Source organism: Phenylobacterium sp. (genome assembly GCF_036963605.1).
Lineage (GTDB): Bacteria > Pseudomonadota > Alphaproteobacteria > Caulobacterales > Caulobacteraceae > Phenylobacterium.
The window spans coordinates 1-21450 of record NZ_JBALUY010000009.1 but is presented as its reverse complement, the minus strand read 5'-3'; the positions used below and the strand labels follow the sequence as shown (position 1 = coordinate 21450).

At 68.1% G+C, this 21450-nt stretch carries 24 protein-coding genes; 11 read left to right on the top strand and 13 right to left on the bottom strand.

All coding sequences use genetic code 11. The annotated features are described in order from the left end of the window. Positions 1–32 precede the first annotated feature (32 nt). From V7702_RS03225 to V7702_RS03200, 6 genes are all read left to right on the top strand, one after another. Positions 33–728, top strand: coding sequence for a LemA family protein (locus V7702_RS03225; RefSeq protein ID WP_335648704.1), 696 nt, complete (start codon positions 33–35; stop codon positions 726–728). Next, positions 725–1510, top strand: coding sequence for a TPM domain-containing protein (locus V7702_RS03220; protein ID WP_335648703.1), 786 nt, complete (start codon positions 725–727; stop codon positions 1508–1510). The genes V7702_RS03225 and V7702_RS03220 overlap by 4 nt, the downstream gene beginning before the upstream one ends. Before the next feature lies 1 nt (position 1511). Continuing rightward, positions 1512–2207 carry a TPM domain-containing protein gene (locus tag V7702_RS03215; protein WP_335648702.1) on the top strand — a complete coding sequence of 232 codons (696 nt, stop codon included), beginning with the start codon at positions 1512–1514 and terminating at the stop codon, positions 2205–2207. Between the two features lie 83 nt (positions 2208–2290). Continuing rightward, a complete protein-coding gene (locus V7702_RS03210; RefSeq protein ID WP_335648701.1) occupies positions 2291–2752 on the top strand; it encodes a (2Fe-2S)-binding protein in 462 nt (153 codons plus the stop codon). Positions 2753–2757: 5 nt separating this feature from the next. After that, the gene (locus V7702_RS03205; RefSeq protein ID WP_335648700.1) at positions 2758–4947 is read left to right on the top strand and encodes a xanthine dehydrogenase family protein molybdopterin-binding subunit; all 2190 of its coding nucleotides are present in this window, start codon (positions 2758–2760) and stop codon (positions 4945–4947) included. A gap of 65 nt (positions 4948–5012) precedes the next feature. Next, positions 5013–5753 carry a DUF3800 domain-containing protein gene (locus V7702_RS03200; protein WP_335648699.1) on the top strand — a complete coding sequence of 247 codons (741 nt, stop codon included), beginning with the start codon at positions 5013–5015 and terminating at the stop codon, positions 5751–5753. A 142-nt stretch (positions 5754–5895) separates the two neighbouring features. Here the strand turns inward: V7702_RS03200 and V7702_RS03195 are convergent, their stop codons facing one another. The 4 genes from V7702_RS03195 to V7702_RS03180 all read right to left on the bottom strand — a co-directional run bounded on the left by V7702_RS03195 (position 5896) and on the right by V7702_RS03180 (position 10517). Next, positions 5896–7278, bottom strand: coding sequence for a vWA domain-containing protein (locus V7702_RS03195; protein WP_335648698.1), 1383 nt, complete (start codon positions 7276–7278; stop codon positions 5896–5898). 10 nt (positions 7279–7288) lie between these two features. Then, positions 7289–8257 carry an AAA family ATPase gene (locus tag V7702_RS03190; protein WP_335648697.1) on the bottom strand — a complete coding sequence of 323 codons (969 nt, stop codon included), beginning with the start codon at positions 8255–8257 and terminating at the stop codon, positions 7289–7291. A gap of 128 nt (positions 8258–8385) precedes the next feature. Further along, positions 8386–9372 (bottom strand): alpha/beta fold hydrolase, encoded by a 987-nt coding sequence (locus V7702_RS03185; RefSeq protein WP_335648696.1) that lies wholly within the window; start codon positions 9370–9372, stop codon positions 8386–8388. 62 nt (positions 9373–9434) lie between these two features. After that, the gene (locus V7702_RS03180) at positions 9435–10517 is read right to left on the bottom strand and encodes a hypothetical protein (protein WP_335648695.1); all 1083 of its coding nucleotides are present in this window, start codon (positions 10515–10517) and stop codon (positions 9435–9437) included. A 190-nt stretch (positions 10518–10707) separates the two neighbouring features. Between V7702_RS03180 and V7702_RS03175 the strand changes: the two genes are divergently transcribed. The 5 genes from V7702_RS03175 (at position 10708) to V7702_RS03155 (ending at position 15109) form a co-directional block, all read left to right on the top strand. Continuing rightward, the gene (locus V7702_RS03175; RefSeq protein ID WP_335648694.1) at positions 10708–11982 is read left to right on the top strand and encodes a cytochrome P450; all 1275 of its coding nucleotides are present in this window, start codon (positions 10708–10710) and stop codon (positions 11980–11982) included. A 2-nt stretch (positions 11983–11984) separates the two neighbouring features. Next, the gene (locus V7702_RS03170) at positions 11985–13016 is read left to right on the top strand and encodes a phosphotransferase family protein (protein WP_335648693.1); all 1032 of its coding nucleotides are present in this window, start codon (positions 11985–11987) and stop codon (positions 13014–13016) included. Then, complete coding sequence (locus V7702_RS03165) at positions 13013–13459, top strand: hypothetical protein (RefSeq protein WP_335648692.1); 447 nt, start codon at positions 13013–13015, stop codon at positions 13457–13459. Before V7702_RS03170 ends, V7702_RS03165 begins: the two co-directional genes overlap by 4 nt. Positions 13460–13554: 95 nt before the next feature. Continuing rightward, entirely contained in the window at positions 13555–13962 is a 408-nt protein-coding gene (locus V7702_RS03160) for a Zn-ribbon domain-containing OB-fold protein (protein WP_304712856.1), read from the top strand. A gap of 7 nt (positions 13963–13969) precedes the next feature. Further along, positions 13970–15109 (top strand): thiolase C-terminal domain-containing protein, encoded by a 1140-nt coding sequence (locus tag V7702_RS03155; protein ID WP_335648691.1) that lies wholly within the window; start codon positions 13970–13972, stop codon positions 15107–15109. Positions 15110–15160: 51 nt separating this feature from the next. On the opposite strand, the gene V7702_RS03150 is transcribed toward V7702_RS03155, so the two are convergent. The 9 genes from V7702_RS03150 to V7702_RS03110 form a co-directional block, all read right to left on the bottom strand. Beyond that, positions 15161–15649: a hypothetical protein gene (locus tag V7702_RS03150; RefSeq protein WP_335648690.1), complete on the bottom strand. Its 489-nt coding sequence runs from the start codon at positions 15647–15649 to the stop codon at positions 15161–15163. Next, complete coding sequence (locus V7702_RS03145; protein WP_335648689.1) at positions 15646–16242, bottom strand: response regulator; 597 nt, start codon at positions 16240–16242, stop codon at positions 15646–15648. The genes V7702_RS03150 and V7702_RS03145 overlap by 4 nt, the downstream gene beginning before the upstream one ends. 12 nt (positions 16243–16254) lie before the next feature. Continuing rightward, the gene (locus V7702_RS03140; RefSeq protein WP_335648688.1) at positions 16255–16635 is read right to left on the bottom strand and encodes a hypothetical protein; all 381 of its coding nucleotides are present in this window, start codon (positions 16633–16635) and stop codon (positions 16255–16257) included. Continuing rightward, positions 16635–17192, bottom strand: coding sequence for a chemotaxis protein CheD (locus V7702_RS03135; protein WP_335648687.1), 558 nt, complete (start codon positions 17190–17192; stop codon positions 16635–16637). Before V7702_RS03135 ends, V7702_RS03140 begins: the two co-directional genes overlap by 1 nt. Beyond that, on the bottom strand, positions 17189–17578 hold the full coding sequence (locus V7702_RS03130) for a response regulator (RefSeq protein ID WP_304712850.1): 390 nt from the start codon (positions 17576–17578) through the stop codon (positions 17189–17191). Before V7702_RS03130 ends, V7702_RS03135 begins: the two co-directional genes overlap by 4 nt. Continuing rightward, positions 17578–18615, bottom strand: coding sequence for a protein-glutamate methylesterase/protein-glutamine glutaminase (locus V7702_RS03125; RefSeq protein WP_335648686.1), 1038 nt, complete (start codon positions 18613–18615; stop codon positions 17578–17580). Before V7702_RS03125 ends, V7702_RS03130 begins: the two co-directional genes overlap by 1 nt. Beyond that, on the bottom strand, positions 18612–19502 hold the full coding sequence (locus tag V7702_RS03120) for a CheR family methyltransferase (protein WP_335648685.1): 891 nt from the start codon (positions 19500–19502) through the stop codon (positions 18612–18614). The genes V7702_RS03125 and V7702_RS03120 overlap by 4 nt, the downstream gene beginning before the upstream one ends. Then, positions 19499–19966: a chemotaxis protein CheW gene (locus tag V7702_RS03115; protein ID WP_335648684.1), complete on the bottom strand. Its 468-nt coding sequence runs from the start codon at positions 19964–19966 to the stop codon at positions 19499–19501. The genes V7702_RS03120 and V7702_RS03115 overlap by 4 nt, the downstream gene beginning before the upstream one ends. A gap of 2 nt (positions 19967–19968) precedes the next feature. Further along, the coding region (locus tag V7702_RS03110) for a chemotaxis protein CheA (RefSeq protein WP_335648683.1) at positions 19969–21450 on the bottom strand (1482 nt) is incomplete at its 5' end.

Here is a 21450-nt window from a genome sequence, read left to right as displayed (position 1 = left end):
AACTGCGCCATCACCGCTTTGGAGCGCCCGCCTTGACCCGACTGTTCGCCCGCCTCGCCCGCATCGCCGTCCTGATCGCCGTGCCCCTGGCCTTGGCCGGCTGCGGCATCAACACCATTCCTACCAAGGACGAGCGCGCCAAGGCCGCCTGGGCTGAGGTGCAGAACCAGTATCAGCGCCGCTCGGACCTGATCCCCAACCTGGTCTCAACCGTCCAGGGCTTCGCCGCCCAGGAGCGCGAGGTCCTGGTGGCCGTCACCGAGGCGCGCGCCTCGGCCACCCAGGTGCAGGTCAACGCCGACACCATCACCGATCCTGAGCAGTTCCAGCGGTTCGCTGAAGCCCAGAACCAGCTGTCGGGCGTGCTGGGTCGTCTGATGATGATCCAGGAGCGCTATCCGGAGCTGAAGTCCAACCAGAACTTCCTCGCCTTGCAGAGCCAGCTGGAAGGCACCGAGAACCGCATCGCCATCGCCCGGCGCGACTACAATGAGGCGGTGCGCGACTACAACACCGAGATCCGCACCTTCCCCGGCGCCATCTGGGCCAATACGGTCCATGGCTGGGCCGAGCCCATGCAGACCTTCGAAGCCTCGGCCTCAGCCCAGACCGCGCCGACGGTGACCTTCGAGCAGCCGGCGGCCCCTGCGCCTGCGCCCCTGCCGGCTCCCGTTCCTGCGCCCCTTCCGGCGCCGGCCCCCGCCGTTGAGCCTGCGCCGGGCCAATGAGGTCGTTCGGCGCGCTCTGCGCCCTGGCCTTCGGTCTCGTCCTGGCGCTCGCCGGGACGGGCCACGCCCAGACTGCGCCCAGCTTTCCGGAGCTGACCGGGCGCGTGGTCGACGGCGCAGACATGCTGTCGGCCCAGACCGAGGCGCAACTGACGCAGCAACTGGCGGCGCTTGAGACCTCCACCGGCCGCCAGCTGGTGGTGGTCACCCTGCCCGACCTGCAGGGCTATGAGATCGAGGACTACGGCTATCAGCTGGGCCGCCACTGGGGGATCGGCGAGGCCGATACCGATTCCGGCGTCCTGTTCATCGTCGCGCCGAACCAGCGGAAGGTGCGCATCGAGGTAGGCTACGGCCTGGAGCCGATCCTTACCGATGCGCTCTCGTCCACCATCCTCCAGGCCGTGGTTCTGCCGGAGTTCCGCGAAGGGGCCATGGAGCAGGGCGTCATCGCCGGGACCCAGGCCATCGTCGATCAGCTGGCCCTGCCGGAAGAGGAAGCCGTGGCGCGGGCCGCCGCGGCGGCCGAACAGCCCCAGGCCGAAGAGGGTCTGATCGCGCCGATCATCTTCGTCCTGTTCATCGTGCTCTGGATCATCGGCGGCTTCATGGGCGCCTTCGGGCGTGGCCGTGGACGCCGCGGCCGCCGAGGCTCAGGCCTCTGGTGGCTACTGCCTCTGCTGCTGTCCAGCGGTGGCGGTCGAGGCGGCGGCTTTGGCGGCGGAGGCTTCTCCGGCGGCGGGGGCGGCTTCGGCGGCGGCGGATCTTCGGGGAGCTGGTGACATGCTGAACGATCAGGAGACCCAGAAGGTCAAGGCGGCGGTCCGCGCCGCCGAAACCCGCACCCGCGGCGAGCTCTATTGCGTCATCGCCGAAGAATCCTCCGACTATCGCGAGACCCCCTTCCTGTGGGCCGGGCTGACGGCCCTGGCCGCCCCGGCCATCCTGCTGCTGGGCGGCGTCGAGGTTTCGGTTCCTGACGCCTTCGCCCCCTGGACGGCGGCCCAGGCCGGGGCGGCGGCCGAGACGGCGGTGCGCGGCGCGCTGACCGCGACCCTGGTCCTGCAGGCGGTGCTGTTCATCCTGGTCGCCGCGGTGGGTTCCCTCGAGCCGGTTCGCCGGTTCATGACGCCGCGCAGCGTCAAGCTCGACCGCGTCCGGCGCCACGCCCAGGAGCTGTTCCTGGCCCGCAACCTGCACCAGACCCGGGAGCGGACCGGTGTGTTGATCTTCGTCTCCCTGGCCGAGCACGCCGCCGAGCTGATCGCCGATGAGGGGATCGCCGGGGTGGTCGACCAGAAGCGCTGGGACGGCGCCATGGCGGCCCTGGTGGCCGAGGCCAAGGCCGGGCGGCCGGCGGAGGGTCTGGCGGCGGCCGTCACCCAGGTGGGCGACATCCTGGCCGAGCACTTTCCCGCTGATCCCGCCGACAATCCCAACGAGCTGCCGGACGCGGTCATCCAGATCCCCCGGCTCTAGGGCGGCGCTCGAACAGTCGTTTACCTGCGCCCGCAGCGCCCGTACTCTCGGTATCCGAGGAAACGAGAACAAGGGGACGGGGCATGGCCTACGAGCTCAACGTCAACGGCAAGGCGATGACCGCCGACGTGGACGCCGATACGCCGCTCCTGTGGGTGCTGCGCGACACCCTGGGCCTTGTGGGGACCAAGTTCGGCTGCGGGATCGCCCAGTGCGGCGCCTGCACCGTGCATGCCGACGGCGCGCCGATCCGCGCCTGCGTGACGCCGGTCGAGGCCATCGGCGCCGCCCAGATCACCACCATCGAAGGCGCCAGCGCTCTGGAGGTTGGCGCCCGCGTGCAGAAGGCCTGGAGCGAGCTGGACGTGGCCCAGTGCGGCTACTGCCAGCCGGGCCAGATCATGTCGGCCACCGCCCTGCTGGCCGAAAATCCCACCCCCAGCGACGCCGATATCGACGCGGCCATGGCCGGAAACATCTGCCGCTGCGCCACCTATGTGCGCATCCGCGCCGCGATCAAGCGCGCCGCCGGCCAGGAGGCCTGAAGACCATGGGCATCATCTCCAACATCACCGAAGGCTTCTCCCCCTCCCGCCGCGCCGTCCTGGCCGGCGGCGGCGCGGGCGGGCTGATCCTGGCCTTCAGCCTGGCGGGCAAGGGCGCGGCGGCCGATACGCCGGCGGCGCTCAACGCCTACGTGCAGATCGCGCCGGACGGCATCGTCACCATCGTGTCGAAGAACCCGGAGATCGGTCAGGGGATCAAGACCTCCCTGCCCATGCTGATCGCCGAGGAGTTGGACGTGGACTGGGCCAATGTCCGCACCGTCCAGGCCGACAATGACCCGGCCGCCTATGGCCGCCAGTTCGCCGGCGGCAGCATGGCCACGCCCCTGCACTGGGACCAGCTGCGCCAGGTGGGCGCGGCCGGGCGCGCCATGCTGCTGGCCGCCGCCGCCGCGGACTGGGGTGTCGAGGCCGCCAGCCTGACCACCGAGCCGGGCGTCGTCGTCCATGCCGCCAGCGGCCGCCGCGCGCCCTATGGCTCGCTCGCCGCCAAGGCCGCGGGCCTGACCGCGCCGGAACTGTCCAGCGTGCCGCTGAAAGACGCGTCGGCCTACCGGATCATCGGCCAGCCGACCCCGCAGGTGGACACCGCCGCCATCGTCACCGGCCAGCCCCTGTTTGGCATCGATATGCGCCTGCCGGGCATGCTGTACGCCGCCTACGCCAAGGCGCCGGTGTTCGCCGCCAAGGTGGCCAGCGCCGACCTGGCCGCCGCCCAAGCGGTCAAGGGCGTCCGCAAGGCCTTTGTGGTCGAGGGCGGCGCCGAGCTGGACGGCCTGCTGCCCGGCGTCGCCGTGGTCGCCGACAGCTGGTGGGCCGCCAACAAGGGCCGTCAGGCGCTGAATGTTCAGTGGGCGGACCATCCGACCTCCAGCCAGTCCACCCAGGGCTATGCCGGCCAGGCCCGCAGCCTGGTCGAGGCCAAGGGCGGCAAGGCCCTGCGCAGCGACGGCGATGTGGAGGCCGCGCTCTCGGCCTCGGCCCAGACGGTGGAGGTCGACTACTTCTACCCCTTCCTGTCCCACGCCACGCTTGAGCCGCAGAACTGCACGGCCCACTTCCATGACGGCAAGATGGAGATCTGGGCCCCGACCCAGCTACCCGAGCCCGGCCGCCAACTGGTGGCCAAGACGCTGGGCATCGCGCCGGAAAACGTCATCGTCCACATGACCCGCTGCGGCGGGGGCTTCGGCCGCCGGCTGATGAACGACTACATGGTCGAGGCCGCCTGGATCGCCCGAGAGGCCGGCGCCCCGGTCAAGCTGGTCTGGACCCGCGAAGACGACATGCGCCACGACTTCTACCGTCCGGCCGGTTTCCACCACTTCCGCGGCGGGATCGACGCCTTAGGGAATGTGACGGCCTGGGCCAACCACTTCGTCACCTTCGGCGAGGGCGAGGCCACCGCCCGCAGCGCCGGCATGGCGCCGACGGAATTCCCCGCCCGCTTCATCGACAACTATCAGCTCGACGTCTCGATGATGCCGCTGGGTGTGCCGACCGGGCCGCTGCGGGCGCCGGGCAGCAACGCCATCGCCTTCGTGGTGCAGTCCTTCATCGATGAACTGGCCCATGCCGGCGGGGTCGATCCAGTGGAGATGCGCCTGCGCCTGCTGGGCGATCGCGGCCTCGTCGGCGAAGACGCCCGCTCAGGCTACGACGCCGCCCGCATGGCGGCCGTGGTGCGGCTGGCGGCGGAAAAGTCCGGCTGGGGCGAGGCCCTGCCAGCGCGAACGGGCAAGGGCATCGCCTTCCACTACAGCCACCTGGGCTATTTCGCCGAGGTCGCCGAGGTCTCGGTGACCGACGATGGCGCGGTCAGTGTCCACAAGGTCTGGGTCGCCGCCGATGTGGGCCGCCAGATCATCAACCCATTAGGCGCGCTGAACCAGATCGAGGGCTCGGTGATCGACGGCATCTCCGAGATGTTCGGCGAAATCACCATCAAGGACGGCCAGGCCGAGCAGGCCAATTTCGACACCTTCCCCCTGCTGCGCATCGACGCCGCCCCGGTGATCGAGACCCACTTCATCAAGTCCGACAACCCGCCCACGGGCCTGGGCGAACCCGCCCTGCCGCCGGTGGTCCCGGCCGTTACCAACGCCATCTTCGCGGCCACGGGCAAACGGGTGCGGAGCTTGCCGTTGACGGCTGCGGAGTTGGCAGCGGGGTAGGGGACTAATCTGAACAGCCAATCGCTGCATATCCCCTTTTTTGTTCTCGCTGCGGGCGGGGTACTTTGGCTGCGTTTGCAGAGGTTTACATTGATGAGAGCGGGACCCACGACGGGTCACCGGTCATGTGCGTGGCCGGGTATCTCTTTCTGAAAGCAGGCGCCACCCGCTTCAAAAGGGAATGGGCGAAAGTCCTGAAGCGGGAGAAGATTCCCTTCTTCCACATGGTGGACTTTGCGCCGGGCAATCACCCGTTCGACCACATGGATAAGCCAAAACGCATCGCGGTCGAGAAGCAACTGATTGCCGCGATCCACGACTGCGCTGTCTTCGGCTTTTCGGTTACCGTAGACGAGCGAGAGTACAACGAGATCATAACCCCGAATCCAAGCATCGGCGGAGCATACTCATTCTGCTTGAGGGGCTGCCTTGCTGAAATTAGCGACTGGCGGAAGCGTAGCAACTTCAGAGGTGAGATCGCCTACTTCTTTGAGGCAGGCCACCGGGATCAAAGCGAAGCGAACCGGATCATGCACGAGGTGTTCCGAGACGCAGAGGCGCGTCGGCGCTTCGCGTACGGCAGCCACGCTTTTGTTGAGAAGACAATGATCGTCCCCCTGCAGTCGGCGGATCTTCTGGCGTGGCTTTGGCGCAACGACTTCATCCGTGGGATAAACAAGATCCGAGTGAGCCGCGCCGATCTCGTGGCGCTTATTAGGCCGCAGGATAAGACCATTGCCTACCGCAGGCCGCTGCTGATCGAGGTTGAGGAGGCAATTGGCCTCGTCGGCGGATGGGGCGCGTGACTCCTCGCTTAACAGATGCGATTTTTTGGGCGGCGGGGCTTGGCCAGTAGGAAATTGCAGCGGCGGATGCCTACCTACCCAGCTGGTTCACCTACAGCCGATTCTCAGTCACTCACCTGGCCGCGCCGCACCTGACGCCCCCTCAGTGCGGGACGTACTGGCGCAGGACGTCTTCGATGATGCGTTCGAGCTGGTCGAGCGTGTTGCAGGTCTTGGCCAGGTGGCAGAAGGGCAGGTAGCGGTTCATGACGCTGTCGCCCTGGTTCCAGTAGCTCTCCGGCTCCGGGTTCAGCCAGATCACCGAGCGGGAGCGCTCGTGGATGGTGCGCATGATGTCCAGGCGCGGATCGGCATAGTTGGAGCGGGCGTCGCCTAAGAAGATCACCGTGGTGTGGCGGTCGAGCTTGTCCAGATGGTTCTCGGCGAAGTCCTGCAGGGCGCGGCCATAGTCGGTCTGCTGGAAGCCGATCAGCTTCAGGACCTCCAGGATCGCCTTGTCCACCCCATGCTCGTCCAGGATCTGGTTCACCGGGATCGTGCGGCCGGAAAAGGCGTAGGCGTCCATCCGGTCGACCACCTCATTGAGGCTGTAGAGGAAGGTCAGCAGGAACTGGGCGGCCGCAGCCACCGACTTGGAGACGTCGCAGATGGCGATGATCTTGGGCTTGTCGACCCGCTCGGTCTTCCAGACGACGTTGAACGGCACCCCGCCATAGGCCATCGATTGGCGCAGGGTCCGGCGCACGTCCAGGTGACCCTTGCGGGCCCGGTTGCGGCGGCGGGAATATCGGTCGGCCAGGCGTTTGGCCATCTTGCGGACCAGGGCCTGCATCATCTGCAGGTCCACCGGATCGATGCCGCCCTCGGCGTTCAGCGCCTTGCGGGCCAGAAGCTCCTCGCGCAGCTGGCGGCCGCTCTCGGCGGCGTAGAGGTCGTGCTGGCGCTGGACATAGCGCTGGGCCTCGGCGGCCACGACCTTGCGGCCGGCCTCCAGCCGGTCGGCCAAGGCCTGCCCGCCTTCCCCTTCAAGCCTGCGGGCCTGGCTGATGATCTTCTCGATCTCGGCTACGCCCATCTCGTCCAGCAGACGCCGGGTCAGCCGGCTCTTCTGGGTCGACAGCCTGATCTCCGAAACCTGGGCTGCCTGGGCGGCCTTCTCCATGGCCTGGGTCAGCGCGGTGGAATCGCCGGCCAGGATGATCTGGGCCAGCTCCGAACCTGCGGCTTCTTCGGACACGTCCTCCAGCTTCGCCTCGGGCGGCGCAGCCTCGCCGCCTTCCGGCTGCGAGGGCGGCGCAGCGAAGTCGAACGGGTCCCGGGCGAAGAAGTTGTCGAAGGCCCGGTCGAACCGGCGCACCTCGTCCTCGCTCTTGGCGAGCGTGGCGCACAGCGCGTCCTTCAGCAGCTCGCGATCGGCATAGCCGATGCGGGCCACCGCCTCGTGGGCGTCGATGGACTCCGCCGGCGAGACCTTCACATCGGCGGCCCGCAGGGCGCGGATGAAGTCCTCCATCTGGTGCTGCATGGGCGGCGCCTTAAGGAGTCGTCTGGGCCGTCCGCAGCAGTTCGCTGATCTGCGGCTCGACCATCTGAATGTCCTGCTCGTACTTCAGGATCACGTTCAGGGTGTCGCGGACCATGGCCGGGTCCAGGCTGTCGGCGTGCATCAGGATCAGCGCCCGGGCCCAGTCGACAGTCTCGGAGATCGAGGGCGACTTGCGCAGGTCCATCTCGCGCAGGGCATGCACGAAACCGACCAGCTGGTGGGTCAGGCGGGCCTCGATGTCCGGCACCCGGCTGGCGACGATGCGGCGCTCGAGGCTCGCCTCGGGCAGGGGGATGTGCAGGTGCAGGCAGCGGCGCTTCAAAGCATCGCCCAGGTCGCGCACATTGTTGGAGGTCAGGAAGACGATGGGCGGGGTCTTGGCCTTGATGACGCCGAGCTCCGGCACCGAGGCCTGATAGGCCGACAGCACTTCCAGAAGGAAGGCTTCGAAGGCCTCGTCGGACTTGTCGATCTCGTCGATCAGCAGGACGCAGCCGTCATCCTCGCGCAGGGCCTTCATCAGGGGCCGGGGCTCCAGGAAGGGCTCGGAGAAGAACATGTCGCCCATGCCGTGCAGGCGCTCCATGGCCTCGTCCATGCCGGCCGCGTCGGCCAGTTCGGCGCCCATGCGGTCCTTGAGGATCTGGGTGTAGAGGAGCTGCTTGCCGTACTTCCACTCGTAGAGGGCCTTGGACTCGTCCAGCCCTTCATAACACTGCATGCGGATCAGCGGCAGGTCGAGCAGGGCGGCGGTGGAGAGCGCCAATTCGGTCTTGCCGACGCCGGCGACCCCTTCCACCAGGATCGGCTTCTGCAGGTGGACCGACATGTAGAGCGCCGTGGCGATGCGGCGCGAGGCAATGTAGCCGACGCCGGCCAGGCCCTGAACCAGGGCGTCGACCGAGGCGAATGAATCCGCGGGCGGCGAGGCGTTCGCCGCCTGAGCCAAAATCGTCAAAGTCTCAATCTCTCAAATATTGGGCCGGCGTCGAAAAATCGCGGCCCCCTTAGGGTGCAATCTTCCGATAGTGCCAATTGCGCGCCGCATAAGGCAAGCCCGATCGCCGGGACGGCCGGAGCGTGGACCTATGGCGCGGTCTTCAGGAAGTCGAGAATGGCGCTGCGGGCCTGCGGCTCGTCCAGGGTGGGCGCGTGGCCGACGCCCTCGATATCCAGGCGGCGCATCTGCGGCGCCAGGGCCTGCATTCGTCCGGCGGTTCCGGCGGTCAGCAGATCGGACTGCGCCCCGCGGACCAGCAGCAGGGGCCGGTTCACCGCCAGGGCCATGAACAGCGGCCAGAGATCGGGGCTGGACTGGGTCGATCCTGCGGGTGCGCCGGCGAAGGCCTGGGCGATGGCGGGATCGTAGTCCGGGACAATCCGGCCCGGAGCGACCTCGCGCCAGGTGCGGCGGGCGAAGGTCATCCAGTCGGCGTCGGAGAGGTTCGGGAGGGCGACTTCGTTGACGGCCCGCGACCGCTGGGCGGCCTCGGCCCAGGAGGCGGCGGGCTCGGCCGCGCCCACATAGCCGCCGATGCGGGTCAGGCCCTCGGTGGCGATCTCGGGCCCGATATCGTTGAGGACGGCGCCGGCGATCAGGTCCGGGCGCAGCGTGGCGAGCGTCATGGCGATCAGCCCGCCCATGGAGGTCCCCAGGAAAATCCCCCGGGCCAGGCCGGCCTCGCTCATCAGGGCCGCCACGTCTCCGGCATAGACGGCGGGGTTGTAATTGGACGGGTTGGGATCACGGGCCGAACGCCCGCGCCCGCGGACATCGAGCGCCAGGACGCGGCGGCCCGCAGCGGCTATGGCGGGCGCGATCCCGTCGAAGTCGCGGCTGTTGCGGGTCAGTCCATGGAGGCAGATGACCGGCAGGCGGGCCGGGCCCGCGGCCGGCGCATAGTCCCGGGCCGACAGATCAAGCCCGTCGGTGGAGGTCCAGGTCCGCTCGGTCCCCTCGCTCGCCGCCCCCGGGGGAGAAGGCGGACGAGACGGCGGCGGGGAGCCAGGGGGTGGCGCTGTCGTCCGGGCCGCCGGAGCCGCGCCGAACATCTGGGACAAGATCCGTCGCATGGCGCAGGGCCCTCAAAGTCTCAGGATCAACCCGACCAGCCCCGCACGCCCTTGGCAAGGCCTCACCCCAGGCCATAGGGCTTGTAGGGGCCGGCGATGAGCTGTTCGAACACGCCCAGGCCGCTCTGTTCGGCCTCGCCTGGCCAGGCCAGCTTCACCCGCGACAGGGCCTGGATGTGGACGTGCTCAGGCGCCCCCATGTCAACGGCGGCCAGGTCGATGTCCTCGCGCTCCACCACCAGCTCGCCCTTGTAGGCGCCGTGACGCCAGGCGCCGGAATAGCCGATGCCGCGCATCAGAAAGGTGAGGAAGGGCTCGAACGTCACCTGGGCGAGGCCCCCATCGACGGGAATCTCCAGCACCCCGCCCTTGGCGTGCCGCGTGCCCGGGACCAGCTCCACCTTGGTCATGCGGGCGGCCTCTGTGTGATAGCCGCCGCCCTGCGCTGCGCCGTCGGGCAGGACCACGGCGCGGGTGTTCCAGGTCGTGCCGTCCGGATCGGCGTTGACGTGGAAGAAGACGCTGCGGTCGGCGAAGTTGAGCGGCGTCCACTGCCAGAAGAAACCGGTCATGGTCATGGGGACCGGCGGCTGCGGATCGGGCGCGCCGACGGGACGAATCCCCCAGGAGCGGTCGCGGGAGCCCACCGTACCGGCCGGCAGATCGCGGCGCTGGCCGTCCACCTCGATCCAGCCCTCGCAGCGGACGTTTTGGGTCATGCGGGTATAGTCCATGAAGGCCCGCGGCCCGTTACGGCGGGTGAAGCGCGGCTCCTCGATGGGGAAGGCGCGGCCGGTGAAGGTGATCTCGGCCGCCAGGCCCTCGCCGTCCTTCACCGTCACCTTCAGCATCTGCAGCGGCTCGATCACCGCGATGGAAATGGGGCCGACGCTGAGATCCAGCCGCTCGGAATGCAGGACCCGCGAGGCGTGGACGCAATGCTGCACGCCATCCCGGATGACGCTGAAATGGGCGTCGGCGATGTTCAGGTGCGGATAGAGGCCAAACGCGATGGCGAAATAGGTCTCTCCGTCGGGGCTGTAGCCGTTGAAGAAATAGCGGTCGTAGAAGTTGCGATCCGTCCCCGCATGGGCGACCGGCTCGGCCGTCTGGTGGATGGGGAAATCGTCGGCCTTGGTCAGCATGGGGCGTCCTCCTCCGGGCGGTCTTTCTTTGGGCTATTTGATTGTCGGTATTGCGACACCGCTCTGGCTCGCAGTATCAATTGTCCAAATAGAACAAAGCAAGGGAGGCGTCGGCCTGATGACGTTGCGGAATGAAATTGCTGCCCCAAGGTAAGCATTCCGTCGCGTAAGCGGTTCGGCCAGGGCGATCATGACTAAGGCTGCGACGCGCATACCAGACGAGCATGCGCAAACTCTCGTCGATCCGGCGGCCTATGCCGATGGACGCATCCACGAAACCTATGCCTGGCTGAGGGCCAACAACGCCTTCGGACGGGCCGAGCCCAAGGGTTTCGAGCCCTTCTGGGTGGCGACGCGCCATGCCGACATCCTGGAGATCAGCCGCCAGAACGCCCTGTTCCTCAACGGCGCCAAGTCGCCGACCATCGTCAATGAGGAGACGGACGCCAAGATCCGCGAGATGACCGGGGGCAGTCCGCACCTGCTGCGCACCCTGATCCACATGGACGCGCCGGATCACCACAAGTACCGCGCGCTCACCCAGGCCTGGTTCATGCCGCAGAACCTGCGGGCCATGGAGGAGCGCATCCGCGGCGTCGCCAGGGCCGCCGTCGACCAGATGGCCGAGACCGGCGGACAGTGCGACTTCGTCCGCGAGGTGGCGCTGCACTATCCCCTGCGGGTGGTGATGGAGATCATGGGCGTGCCGCGGGAAGATGAGCCGCGGATGCTGATGCTGACCCAGGAGCTGTTCGGCGCCGCCGATCCGGAGCTGGCCCGCAAGGAGGAGGTGGATCCCGGCAAGAAGCTGACGCCGGGCGTCATCACCGACTTCTTCGAATATTTCCGCAAGCTCTCGGCCGACCGCCGCGCCAATCCCACCGACGACCTGGCCAGCGTCATCGCCAACAGCATGATCGACGGCCAGCCGATCTCGGAGTTCGAGGCGATGAGCTACTACATCATCGTCGCCACGGCCGGCCATGACACCACCTCGTCCTCCACAGGCGGCGCCATCTGGGGCCTGGCTGAGAACCCGGCCGAGCTGGCCAAGCTCAAGGCCGATCCCTCGCTGATCGCCGGCCTGGTGGACGAATCGATCCGCTGGACGACGCCGGTGAAGACCTTCATGCGCACCGTGGCCGAGCCGACCCATATGGCCGGCCGTGACTTGGCCGCCCAGGACTGGCTGATGCTCTGCTACGCCTCGGGCAACCGGGACGAGGCGGTGTTCGACGATCCCCAGGCCTTCCGGGTCGACCGCAAGCCCAACCGCCACCTGGCCTTCGGCTATGGGGCGCACCTGTGCCTGGGCCAGCACCTGGCCAAGATGGAGATGCGCATCCTCTGGGAGGAGCTGATCCCGCGCCTGGAGTCCCTTGAGCTGGCCGGCGTGCCGAAGATGTCCCAGGCGGTCTTCGTCAACGGGCCCAAGACCCTGCCCATCCGCTTCCGCATGCACTAGCCATGGAGGAGGCTGAACTGACCACGCGGCTGGCCGGCTATATCGCCGGCCAGATCCCGCAGGCCCGGGACGTGGCCATCACCGAGGTGGCCCGCATCACCGGCGGCGCCTCGCGCCAGACCTATCGCCTCACCCTGTCCTGGACGGAGGCGGACGGCGCGCCGCGGCGGCGCGGCCTGATCCTGCGCCGGGACCCGGCCGACAGCCTGATCGACACCGAGCGTCGGGTGGAGTTCGAGGCCTATCGCGCCTTTCACGGCACCGGCGTGCCGGTCCCCGAAATGCTGTGGCTGGAGGAGGGGAGCGAGGCGCTGGGCAGCCCCTTCTTCGTGGCCGAGGAGATCGCCGGCTTCCAGGCGGGACCCGGCGCCCTGTGGGCTGCGCCCTATCTGGAGACCCATGCGGTCCTGGGCGCACGGAAGTGGGACATTCTTGGCCAGATCGCCCGCGCCGATCCCGCCGCCACCGGCCTGAGCGAGATCCTGCCGGCCGTGGCCGCCGAGGACTGCTGGCGCCGTGAACTGGATCACTGGGAAGGGGTGCTGGACGCCGACGAGAGCGAGCCCCTGCCGATCATCCGCGCCGCCATCCGCTACCTGCGGGCCAATCCCCCGCCGCCGGCCCAGAAGGTCGGCGTGGTCCACGGGGACTATCGCACCGGCAACTTCCTCTATGACACAGAGGGCGGCGTCCACGGGGTGCTCGACTGGGAGATGTGCCACCTGGGCGATCCCCTGGAGGACCTGGGCTGGAGCTTCAATCCCGTCTGGTACTTCGGCCGCGGCATGCCCGGCGGACTGCTGCCGCGGGATGAGGCGATCGCCGCCTGGGAGGCCGCCAGTGGCCTGCGGGCCGAGCCTGAGGCCCTGAAGTGGTGGGAGCTGTTCGCCTGCGTGAAGGGCCAGGCCATCTGGGTCTCCAGCGCCCGGGCCTGGATGAACGGCGCCAACCGCGACCCGATCCTGGTCTATCCGGCCTGGGCCCTGATCAACGCCCAGGACCGCGCCGCCCTGCATGTGATGGGACGCCTATGAAACCCGATGTCGCCCAGGTGCTCGCCGATCTGGCGGGCCGCGTCGCCCGTAACGCCGCCCCGCAGATCCCCGCCGCCCAGCGCGCCGGGGAGCTGGGCCTCTCGGCCATGCTGCTTGGCCTGGCCGCCGAGATGTGGGACGGCGCGGCCGAAATCCTGGTCCGGGAGAACGCCGCCCTGCGTGGCCTGCTGGCCTCCGGCGCCCGGGTGAGCCAGGACAATGCGCGCCGCCGCTGGCTGGTCGAGCTGGCGGGGAGCCGCGACGGCAGTCTTCGCCTCGGCGCCCTGCAGAGCGCCAACGCCGAGCTGCGGGTGGCCCTGATCGCCCTCCATGCCGAGCTTGAGCGCCGGGACGATCCCGAGGCCAAGGACCTTGAAGCCGACATCTGGCGCGAGCTCGTGGCGGGCGCCGAGCGGCGGCGTCTTTCGGGGTCTCCAGTCTAAGCCGGTCGACAAGCGCGCCGCACTCGTCTTTTCTGGCGCCCGCTCGGCCGGAAGGGCCGGGATTTTTGAAAACATTATTTGAGGGATGGAGACGTATGCCGCCTCGCATTTTGCCGGAGCCGACTCCGGAGACCCAGCATTTCTGGGACGGGACCCGCAACGGGGAGCTGCTGCTCCAGCGTTGCAAGGAGACCGGTGAAGCCTATTTCCCCCCGCGCCCCTTCGCGCCCAAGACCGGCTCGCGCAATGTCGAGGTCTTCAAGGCCAGCGGCCGCGCCACCCTGCACTCCTATGTGATCAACCACCGCCCGCGCCCCGACATGGGGACCGAGCCCTACGCCATCGCCGTGGTGCAGCTCGAGGAAGGCCCGCGGATGATGACCAACATCGTCGGCTGCCCGCAGACGCCGGAAGCCCTGGTGCTCGACATGCCGCTCGAGGTCGTCTTCGAGAAGATGAGCGACACCATCACGCTGCCGTTCTTCCAGCCGGCCAAGGGGTAAGGCGACCATGAAGCAGAAATCTGTCGCGGTCGTTGGCGCCGCTGAAACCACCAAGATGGGCAAGATTCCGGACGTGTCCGTGATCGGCCTGCACGCCGACGCCGCCCTGAACGCCATGGCCGACGCCGGCCTGAAGCCCACCGACATCGACGGCGTGGCCTGCGCCGGCATCTCGCCGGTGGAGCTCGCCCAGTATCTGGGAATCACGCCCACCTATGCCGACGGCACCAGCGTCGGCGGCTGCTCCTTCATGCTGCACGTCCGCCATGCGGCGGCGGCGATCAACGAAGGCCTGTGCACCACGGTCCTGATCACGCACGGCGAATCCGGCCGTTCGCGGGTCGGCGCCGGCGGCTTTGGCCGGGCGCCGTCCAGCCTGATGGGGCAGTTCGAAATGCCCTATGGCGTGACGGCCCCGCCGACCATGTTCACCATTCCGGTGCTTCGCTACATGAAGACCTATGGGGTGACCGAGGAAGACCTGGCCAATGTGGCGGTGATCCAGCGGGAGTGGGCGGCGAAGAATCCCCGCGCCTCCTACAAGGATCCGATCAGCGTCGACGACGTGCTCAACTCCGACATGATCGCCTGGCCGTTCCGCAAGCTGATGTGCTGCCTGGTCACCGACGGCGGCGGCGCGCTGATCCTGACCAGCGCCGAGCGGGCCAAGGACTTCCCGCAGAAGCCGGTCTATGTGCTGGGCACGGGCGAGAGCGTGGAGACCCCCATGGTCAGCCAGATGGAGGACTTCACCTCGTCCAAGGCCTTCCGGGTCTCGGGCAAGAAGGCCTTCGACGAGGCCGGCATCAGCCACGCCGATGTCGATCATCTGATGATCTATGACGCCTTCGCCCACCTGCCGCTCTACGGGCTGGAGGATCTCGGCTTCTGCAAGCCAGGCGAGGCCAAGCACTTCATCAATGAGCGGAACACCGCCATCGGCGGCAAGCTGCCCCTGAACACCAACGGCGGCGGGCTCTCCTACATGCACTCTGGCATGTACGGCATGTACGCCCTGCAGGAGAGCGTGCGTCAGATGCGGGGCATTGCGCCCGCACAGGTCGATGGCGCGAAGATCAGCGTCTGCCACGGGGTCGGCGGGATGTTCGCCGCTTCCGGCACCGTGATCTTTAGCAACGAGGCCTGATCTACCTTGAGGAGCGCCCCTGGAGCCTTCAGCTCCGGGGGCGATCTGGTTCTATTCGGCGGGTGGGGTTTCGCCTTCGCCTTCGCTGTCGTCGACGCGCAGGCGATCGGTCAGGGCCCACAGGCCTTCGACCATGGCGTCGAGATGCTCTCGGCCCGCGGCCTCGGTGTTCCAGATCAGCCGCATGCCGTTGACGTGCAGCTTGATCGAAGCCCAGTCCTCGCCCTCCCGGGTGCGCAGCTTGTCGGAGAGCTCGCAGAGGCTATAGGCCGCGCGGCAGAGCTGCTTGTCGTCGAACAGGCCCGCAATGTCGAGCACCTGGGTCGACAGGTCGTAGACCGAGTCCATCGGCGCATCGCGGGTGTCGCAAAGCCACTCCAGGGTCTCGAGGGTTTCCCCGATCGCCTCGTAGGAGCGGCCCTGCTGGGCGGCCAGTTCGCGTCCGGCGCGGCTGTTGGCCATGCCGGCGGTCATGCCGCCGGGCTCGGTCACGTGCTGGGCCAGACGGTTCCGGACCTTGAAGACTTCGGCCTCGCTCATAGGGCGGCCCTTTGCGGCTTAAGCAGCATATCGATCTCGTCCTGATCCATGTTTGGATCCTTGGCCGTCCCTACATGGGCGGACAGGTCGTCCTTGCGGCGGCCCTTGACGCCCAGGGGGGGGCCGATATTGCGGAAACGCCGGTCGGGGCCGACATAGGTGTCGCTCCGCACCATGGCCCGCTCGTCCTTGGCCACCCAATAGATCCGTTGGAGCAGGACTTCGGGGGTGAAGGGTTTTGATACGATGAAGTTGGCGCCGCAGTCGCGGCTGCTCTCGACGGTGCTCCGCGCCGCGTGCCCGGTCAGCATGATGACAGGAGAAAAGCGCGCCTCTTCCGGGCCTTCCCGACGCAGCCAGCGCACGAAGTCGTAGCCGTCCATGTCGGGCATGGCGGTGTCGCAGACGATCAGGTCGATCTCCCGACTGCGCAGGATGGTCTGGGCCTCGGCCGCCGAGCCGCACTTGACCTGACGCAGAACGCCAAAGCCGCGGAAGATCGAGGCCAGCACCTCCAGCGCCTGCGGATTGTCGTCAATCAGCAGGACGTTGGAGCGCGCCAGGTTCATCCGGATGTCGGGATGAAGGCTCATGGCGACGCGGCCTCAGAACAGGTCAAGGTCGCCTGATCCGCTGTCCTTGGGAGGCGGGATCAGGGTGGCGTCATAGAGGCAGGCGCGCAGACGCCCCGCCAGCTCGCTCAGCGGCACCTGGGCCAGGACCGCGTCGGGATCGACCGTGCGCGCGCTGGTCAGCTGGTCGGACAGTCCCCGGGTGAAGACCGACAGGGCGGCCAGGTGCTGTGTCAGGACGTCGAGGGTCTGGGCTTCGCTCAGCGCCAGCTCCCGCGGCTCGCCCTGGACGGCGGCGGCGAGGCGGGTGACCAGGTCTTCCAGGCGCGCGCACAGGTCTCCGGCGTGGTCCAGCTCCGCAGCCAGGGCGGAGAGGACGGGCGGGGCGAGGGCGGCGACCTGGGCTGGGCGCATCAGAACAGCTCCACCGCGCCCTCGGCCACCGGCAGGGGCGTGGGGATGGGCGGCTTTGCGACTTCCTTCAGCTCGTTGGTGTCGGTGACCGTCTTCTGCTGGGCTCGCCCACTGACCGGCCAGAACTGGATCCGGCGGGCGCCAAAGCCGCCGAGGCTGGTGCCCACCACGGGAATGCCTTCGTCGCGAAGAAAGCGCTCGGCGAAGGCGGCGTTGGAGGCGCCCACGTCCGACAGGCCGGTGAACATGCGGGCGCCGCCGAACAGCTTGGCCTGCATGTTCTCGCGCCGCGCGCCCATGCGCAGCAATTCGTTGATCAGAAGCTCCATGGCGAAGGCGCCGTAGCGGCGACCTTCATTGGCGCCCTCGGCCTTGCCCTCGGGCAGCAGGAAGTGATTCATCCCGCCGACGCCCTGCTGGGGATCCCACAGGCATACCGCCACGCAGCTGCCCAAAATCGTGGTCAGGGTGATCTCAGGATCATCGGTCACATAGTGCTCGCCCTGCACCACGTGCACCCGCCGTCCCGGCCGGTTCGAGATGTTCTCAACGATCATTCGAGGGGTCCGAAAACGGCTTCGATCTTTTCCTTCAGGATCTGGGTCGTGAAGGGTTTGACCAGATAGTTGTTCACCCCGAACTGCACCGCCCGCTGCACCAGCTCGCGGTCGGCGCGGCCGGTGAGCATGATGACCGCGGTCTTGGAGATCGGCCCGTGGGCGCGGATGGCGCGCAGCAGACCGAGCCCATCCAGCTTGGGCATGTTGAAGTCGGTGATCACCAGATTGACCGGTTGCGCCAGCAGCAGGCGCAGGGCGTCCTCGCCGTCGGCGGCCTCCCGCGTCTGGTTGATGCCCAGGGCGTTCAGGCTGGTGCGGATCAGCGAGCGCATGGACTGCTGATCATCGGCGATCAAGGTCTTGATGGCTCCGGGGGCGGGCATCAGGCGCTCCTTTGCGGTTCGGCGGCCGCGCATATTCCAAGGATGGTCGAGCTCATGCGAGCAAGCGGCGATTGCTTTTCCACAGCGCCGATCTCCTGGGCCGCGCGGGGCATGCCGTAGACGACGCAACTGGACTCGTCCTGGCCCAGGGTTCGGGCCCCGGCCTGGCGCATGGACAGCAGGCCCTCGGCGCCGTCCCGGCCCATGCCGGTGAGAATGACCCCAAGCGCCGGGCGGTTCAGCCGGGCGACCGAATCAAACAGCACGTCCACCGAGGGGCGATGGCCGCTGACCGGGCCGTCGTGCCGAAGGCGGCAGGCCGGGTGAGTCGTGCCGGTGATCTCCAGGTGGGAGTCGCCGCCGGGCGCCAGGTAGACATGGCCCGGGGCCAGCCGGGCCCCGTCCCAGGCCTCGGCCACCTTGGCGCCGGACACCCGGTCCAGCCGCTCGGCGAACGAGCGCGTGAAGGTGGCCGGCATGTGCTGGGTGATCACGGTGGGCGGGCAGGTGGCCGGGAAGGCCGAGAGAATGGTCATCAGGGCCTCGACCCCGCCGGTGGAGGAGCCGATGGCCACGATGATGTCCTCGGCCTTATAGGGCCGGGTGTCTTCCACCTTGGTGACGTGGCCGACGAACGGACGCACCCGGGCCCGTGCGGCGGCCTTCACCTTTTCGGCGAGATCGGCGAAGGCCTCGACAGCGGTGTGCCCGGCGCCCGGCTTGCCGACGCAGTCGACGGCGCCGAGCTCCATGGCCGTCAGGGTCGCCTCGGCGCCGGCCTGGGTCAGGGTGGAGACCATGACCACCGGCATCGGCCGCAACCGCATGATCTTCTCGAGGAAATCGAGGCCGTTCATGTGCGGCATCTCGACATCGAGGGTGATCACGTCCGGATTGAGCCGCTTGATGGCCTCCCGGGCCTCGATGGGATCATTGGCGAACCCCAGCACCTCGATTTCGGGATCCTGGCGAAGGGTGGCGGCGATGAGGCTGCGCATCGTCGCGGAGTCGTCGACAATCAGTACACGAACGGTCATCGGGCGGACCTCGCCTGATAGGTGGTCAGGCCGGCGGTCTCCAGGGTCGCCACCGCGGGGCCAGAGACCCGTTCGGAGTGGCCGATATAGAGTGTGCCGCCTGGCGCCATGGCCGGGACGAACCGGCTCCAGATGCGCTCCTGGGTCGGCTCGTCGAAATAGATCACCACGTTGCGGCAGAAGATTACGTCGAACCGCCCACGCATCGGCCAGTCGCCGATGAGGTTCAACTCCCGGAACGCGACCAGATCGCGCAGCTCGGGCGACACCGACCATAGGCGGCCGTCCGCGGCGGGAACCTTCTCGAACCAGCGGCGGCGAAGTTCGAGCGGAACGGGCGAAACGGCGTCCTCGCGGTAGCAGCCGATCTTGCCCTCGGCGACCATGTTCGGGTCGATGTCCGTGGCCAGGATCTTTACGTCCAGTCGCGCGGCTTCCGGCAGGACCGACAGCAGCGTGATGGCCATGGAGTAGGGCTCCTGGCCATTGGAGCAGGCGGCCGACCACATGCGCACGCGCCCCCCGGCCCGGGCGCGGGCGGCCAGCTCAGGCATCACCTTGTCCCGCAGGTGGTCGAAGTGGTGCGGCTCGCGGAAGAAGCGCGTCACATTGGTGGTGAGGGCGGCCATCATGGCCTGGCGCTCGTCCAGGCTTTCGGCGTCCTCCACCAGGGCGCAATACTCCCGGAAGCTGCGCAGACCAAGGGTGCGCAGGCGCTTGGCCAGGCGCGAATAAACCAGGGCGGCCTTGCCCTCGTTGAGCGCGATGCCGGCGTGGGAATGCAGGATCTGAGCGATCTTGCGGAAGTCGTCTGTGGTCAGCAGGAATTCGCCGTCGACCAGACCTTCGTTCTTCGCGCCGCGCCGGGACTCTGGGGTCTGCGTCATGCCGCCTCGGCTTCAGTCTCGGGAAGAACCCGATCCAGGGCGATGAGGCTGACCATGCGGCCTTCAAGGGCGAACAGCCCCTTCACAAAGGTCTTCACCTGGTCGCTGGCGACGTCAGGCGTCGGCTGAACCAAGTCGTCGCTCATGTTGATGATGTCGGAGACGGCATCCACCAGCAGGCCGATGGTCCGCTCGCCAATATGAACCACCATGATCACGTGGCGGGCGGTGGGCTCCGAGGTGGTCAGGCCCAGACGGGCGCCGAGGTCGATGATCGGCAGGACGGCGCCACGCAGGTTGATGACGCCCTTCACGAACGAGGGGGTGCGGGGCAGAGGGGTGGCCGGCGCCCAGCCGCGGATTTCCCGCACCGACATGATGTCGACGCAGAACTCCTGGTCGCCAATCCGGAAAGCGATGAGTTCGCGCCGCTGGGCGACGCCTGGGATCACGGTGTCAGTCATGGTCAAACCGCCATTCGCTTCTCGATACGGGGAGCCTTGCGACGGGAGGTGGTCACCAAGGCGTCCACATCCAGGATCAGGGCCACGCGGCCATCACCGAGGATGGTCGCCGCGGCGACGCCGTGGATGTGCTGGTAATTGGCTTCCAGGCTCTTGATCACCACCTGGCGCTGGCCCTGAATCGCTTCGACGAGCAGGGCCGCCTTGCCGCCGCCTTCGCTCTCGACCAGGACGGCGACGCCGGAAGCCGGCGGCAGGGGCTCATCGCGGAAGCCTAGCGCCATGCCCACATCGATCAGGGGCACGAAGGTGTCCCGGATGCGGATCACCGCATCGCGACCACCCACCAGGTGGACGTCCTCGGCGCGGGGAGTGAGGCTTTCAACGATGTTGGAGAGCGGCGCCACCAGGGTCTGTTCGGCCGCTGACACCACCATCCCGTCGAGCACGGCGAGGGTGAGCGGCAGGCTCATGGAGAACTTCGAGCCCTTGCCGGGCTCCGAGGTGATGGAGATGCGTCCGCCCAGGGCCTGGATCGAGCGCTTGACCACGTCCATGCCGACGCCGCGGCCGGAGATGTCCGACACCACGTCGGCGGTGGAGAAGCCGGGAAGGAAGATCAGGTTGTCGATCTCGTCGTCCGACAGGACCGCGTCCTCGGCGATCAGGCCCTTGCTCACGGCGATGCCGCGAACGCGGGGACGGTTGATGCCCCGGCCGTCGTCCTGGACCTCGATGACGATGCGGCCGCCGCGATGCAGGGCGGCCAGGCGGACCACGCCCTCGGCGCCCTTGCCGCCCGCCTCCCGTTCCTCGGGCGTTTCCAGCCCGTGGTCGATGGCGTTGCGCAGCATGTGGGTGATGGGGTCGGACAGGCGCTCGATGACGGTCTTGTCGACCTCGGTGTTCTCGCCGTCCATCACCAGGCGAACCTTCTTGCCCACCATGTCGGCGACTTCGCGGACCAGGCGCGGCATGCGCTGGAACACCGACTTCACCGGCTGGGCGCGGATCGCCATGACGCTGTCCTGGATCTCCCGGGTCAGCAGTTCGAGGTCTTCAAGGCCGAGCGCCACGTCCGACGAGCGGGCCAGGCCGCTTTCGAACACCCGCTGGGACAGCATGGCCTGTTGGATGACCAGCTCGCCCACGGCGTTGATCAGTCGGTCGACCCGGTCCAGATCCACGCGGATGGTCGGGGTCGCCGCGGTGGGGGCCCCGCCGCCGGCGTTGGCCCGTTCGGTCTTGGCGTCGGTCTTGGCCTCGGCCTTGGCGGGCTGCGCTGCGGTCTGGACGTGATCCAGGGACGCCTGCTCGGCCAGGGCGATCAGCCCAGCCACACCCATATTGGCCGGATCGGCCTTGGGGGCGTCCTGAGGCGGCGCCTGGACCGGCTCGGGGGCGGCCGGCGGCGACATGGACGCGGGCGGCGCCGCTGCTTCAGGCGCGGAATCACCCTGGACGCGGGCCAACAGGGCCTCGAG

Bases quoted from the DNA above. Each gene is read 5' to 3' on its own strand.
- V7702_RS03150 (WP_335648690.1), bottom strand. From the start codon at position 15,649: ATGAGCGAGGCCGAAGTCTTCAAGGTCCGGAACCGTCTGGCCCAGCAC.
- V7702_RS03205 (WP_335648700.1), top strand. From the start codon at position 2,758: ATGGGCATCATCTCCAACATCACCGAAGGCTTCTCCCCCTCCCGCCGC.
- V7702_RS03170 (WP_335648693.1), top strand. From the start codon at position 11,985: ATGGAGGAGGCTGAACTGACCACGCGGCTGGCCGGCTATATCGCCGGC.
- V7702_RS03155 (WP_335648691.1), top strand. From the start codon at position 13,970: ATGAAGCAGAAATCTGTCGCGGTCGTTGGCGCCGCTGAAACCACCAAG.
- V7702_RS03215 (WP_335648702.1), top strand. From the start codon at position 1,512: ATGCTGAACGATCAGGAGACCCAGAAGGTCAAGGCGGCGGTCCGCGCC.
- V7702_RS03125 (WP_335648686.1), bottom strand. From the start codon at position 18,615: ATGACCGTTCGTGTACTGATTGTCGACGACTCCGCGACGATGCGCAGC.
- V7702_RS03180 (WP_335648695.1), bottom strand. From the start codon at position 10,517: ATGCTGACCAAGGCCGACGATTTCCCCATCCACCAGACGGCCGAGCCG.
- V7702_RS03160 (WP_304712856.1), top strand. From the start codon at position 13,555: ATGCCGCCTCGCATTTTGCCGGAGCCGACTCCGGAGACCCAGCATTTC.
- V7702_RS03135 (WP_335648687.1), bottom strand. From the start codon at position 17,192: ATGATCGTTGAGAACATCTCGAACCGGCCGGGACGGCGGGTGCACGTG.
- V7702_RS03195 (WP_335648698.1), bottom strand. From the start codon at position 7,278: ATGCAGCACCAGATGGAGGACTTCATCCGCGCCCTGCGGGCCGCCGAT.
- V7702_RS03175 (WP_335648694.1), top strand. From the start codon at position 10,708: ATGACTAAGGCTGCGACGCGCATACCAGACGAGCATGCGCAAACTCTC.
- V7702_RS03145 (WP_335648689.1), bottom strand. From the start codon at position 16,242: ATGAGCCTTCATCCCGACATCCGGATGAACCTGGCGCGCTCCAACGTC.
- V7702_RS03120 (WP_335648685.1), bottom strand. From the start codon at position 19,502: ATGACGCAGACCCCAGAGTCCCGGCGCGGCGCGAAGAACGAAGGTCTG.
- V7702_RS03140 (WP_335648688.1), bottom strand. From the start codon at position 16,635: ATGCGCCCAGCCCAGGTCGCCGCCCTCGCCCCGCCCGTCCTCTCCGCC.
- V7702_RS03220 (WP_335648703.1), top strand. From the start codon at position 725: ATGAGGTCGTTCGGCGCGCTCTGCGCCCTGGCCTTCGGTCTCGTCCTG.
- V7702_RS03130 (WP_304712850.1), bottom strand. From the start codon at position 17,578: ATGCCCGCCCCCGGAGCCATCAAGACCTTGATCGCCGATGATCAGCAG.
- V7702_RS03210 (WP_335648701.1), top strand. From the start codon at position 2,291: ATGGCCTACGAGCTCAACGTCAACGGCAAGGCGATGACCGCCGACGTG.
- V7702_RS03115 (WP_335648684.1), bottom strand. From the start codon at position 19,966: ATGACTGACACCGTGATCCCAGGCGTCGCCCAGCGGCGCGAACTCATC.
- V7702_RS03165 (WP_335648692.1), top strand. From the start codon at position 13,013: ATGAAACCCGATGTCGCCCAGGTGCTCGCCGATCTGGCGGGCCGCGTC.
- V7702_RS03185 (WP_335648696.1), bottom strand. From the start codon at position 9,372: ATGCGACGGATCTTGTCCCAGATGTTCGGCGCGGCTCCGGCGGCCCGG.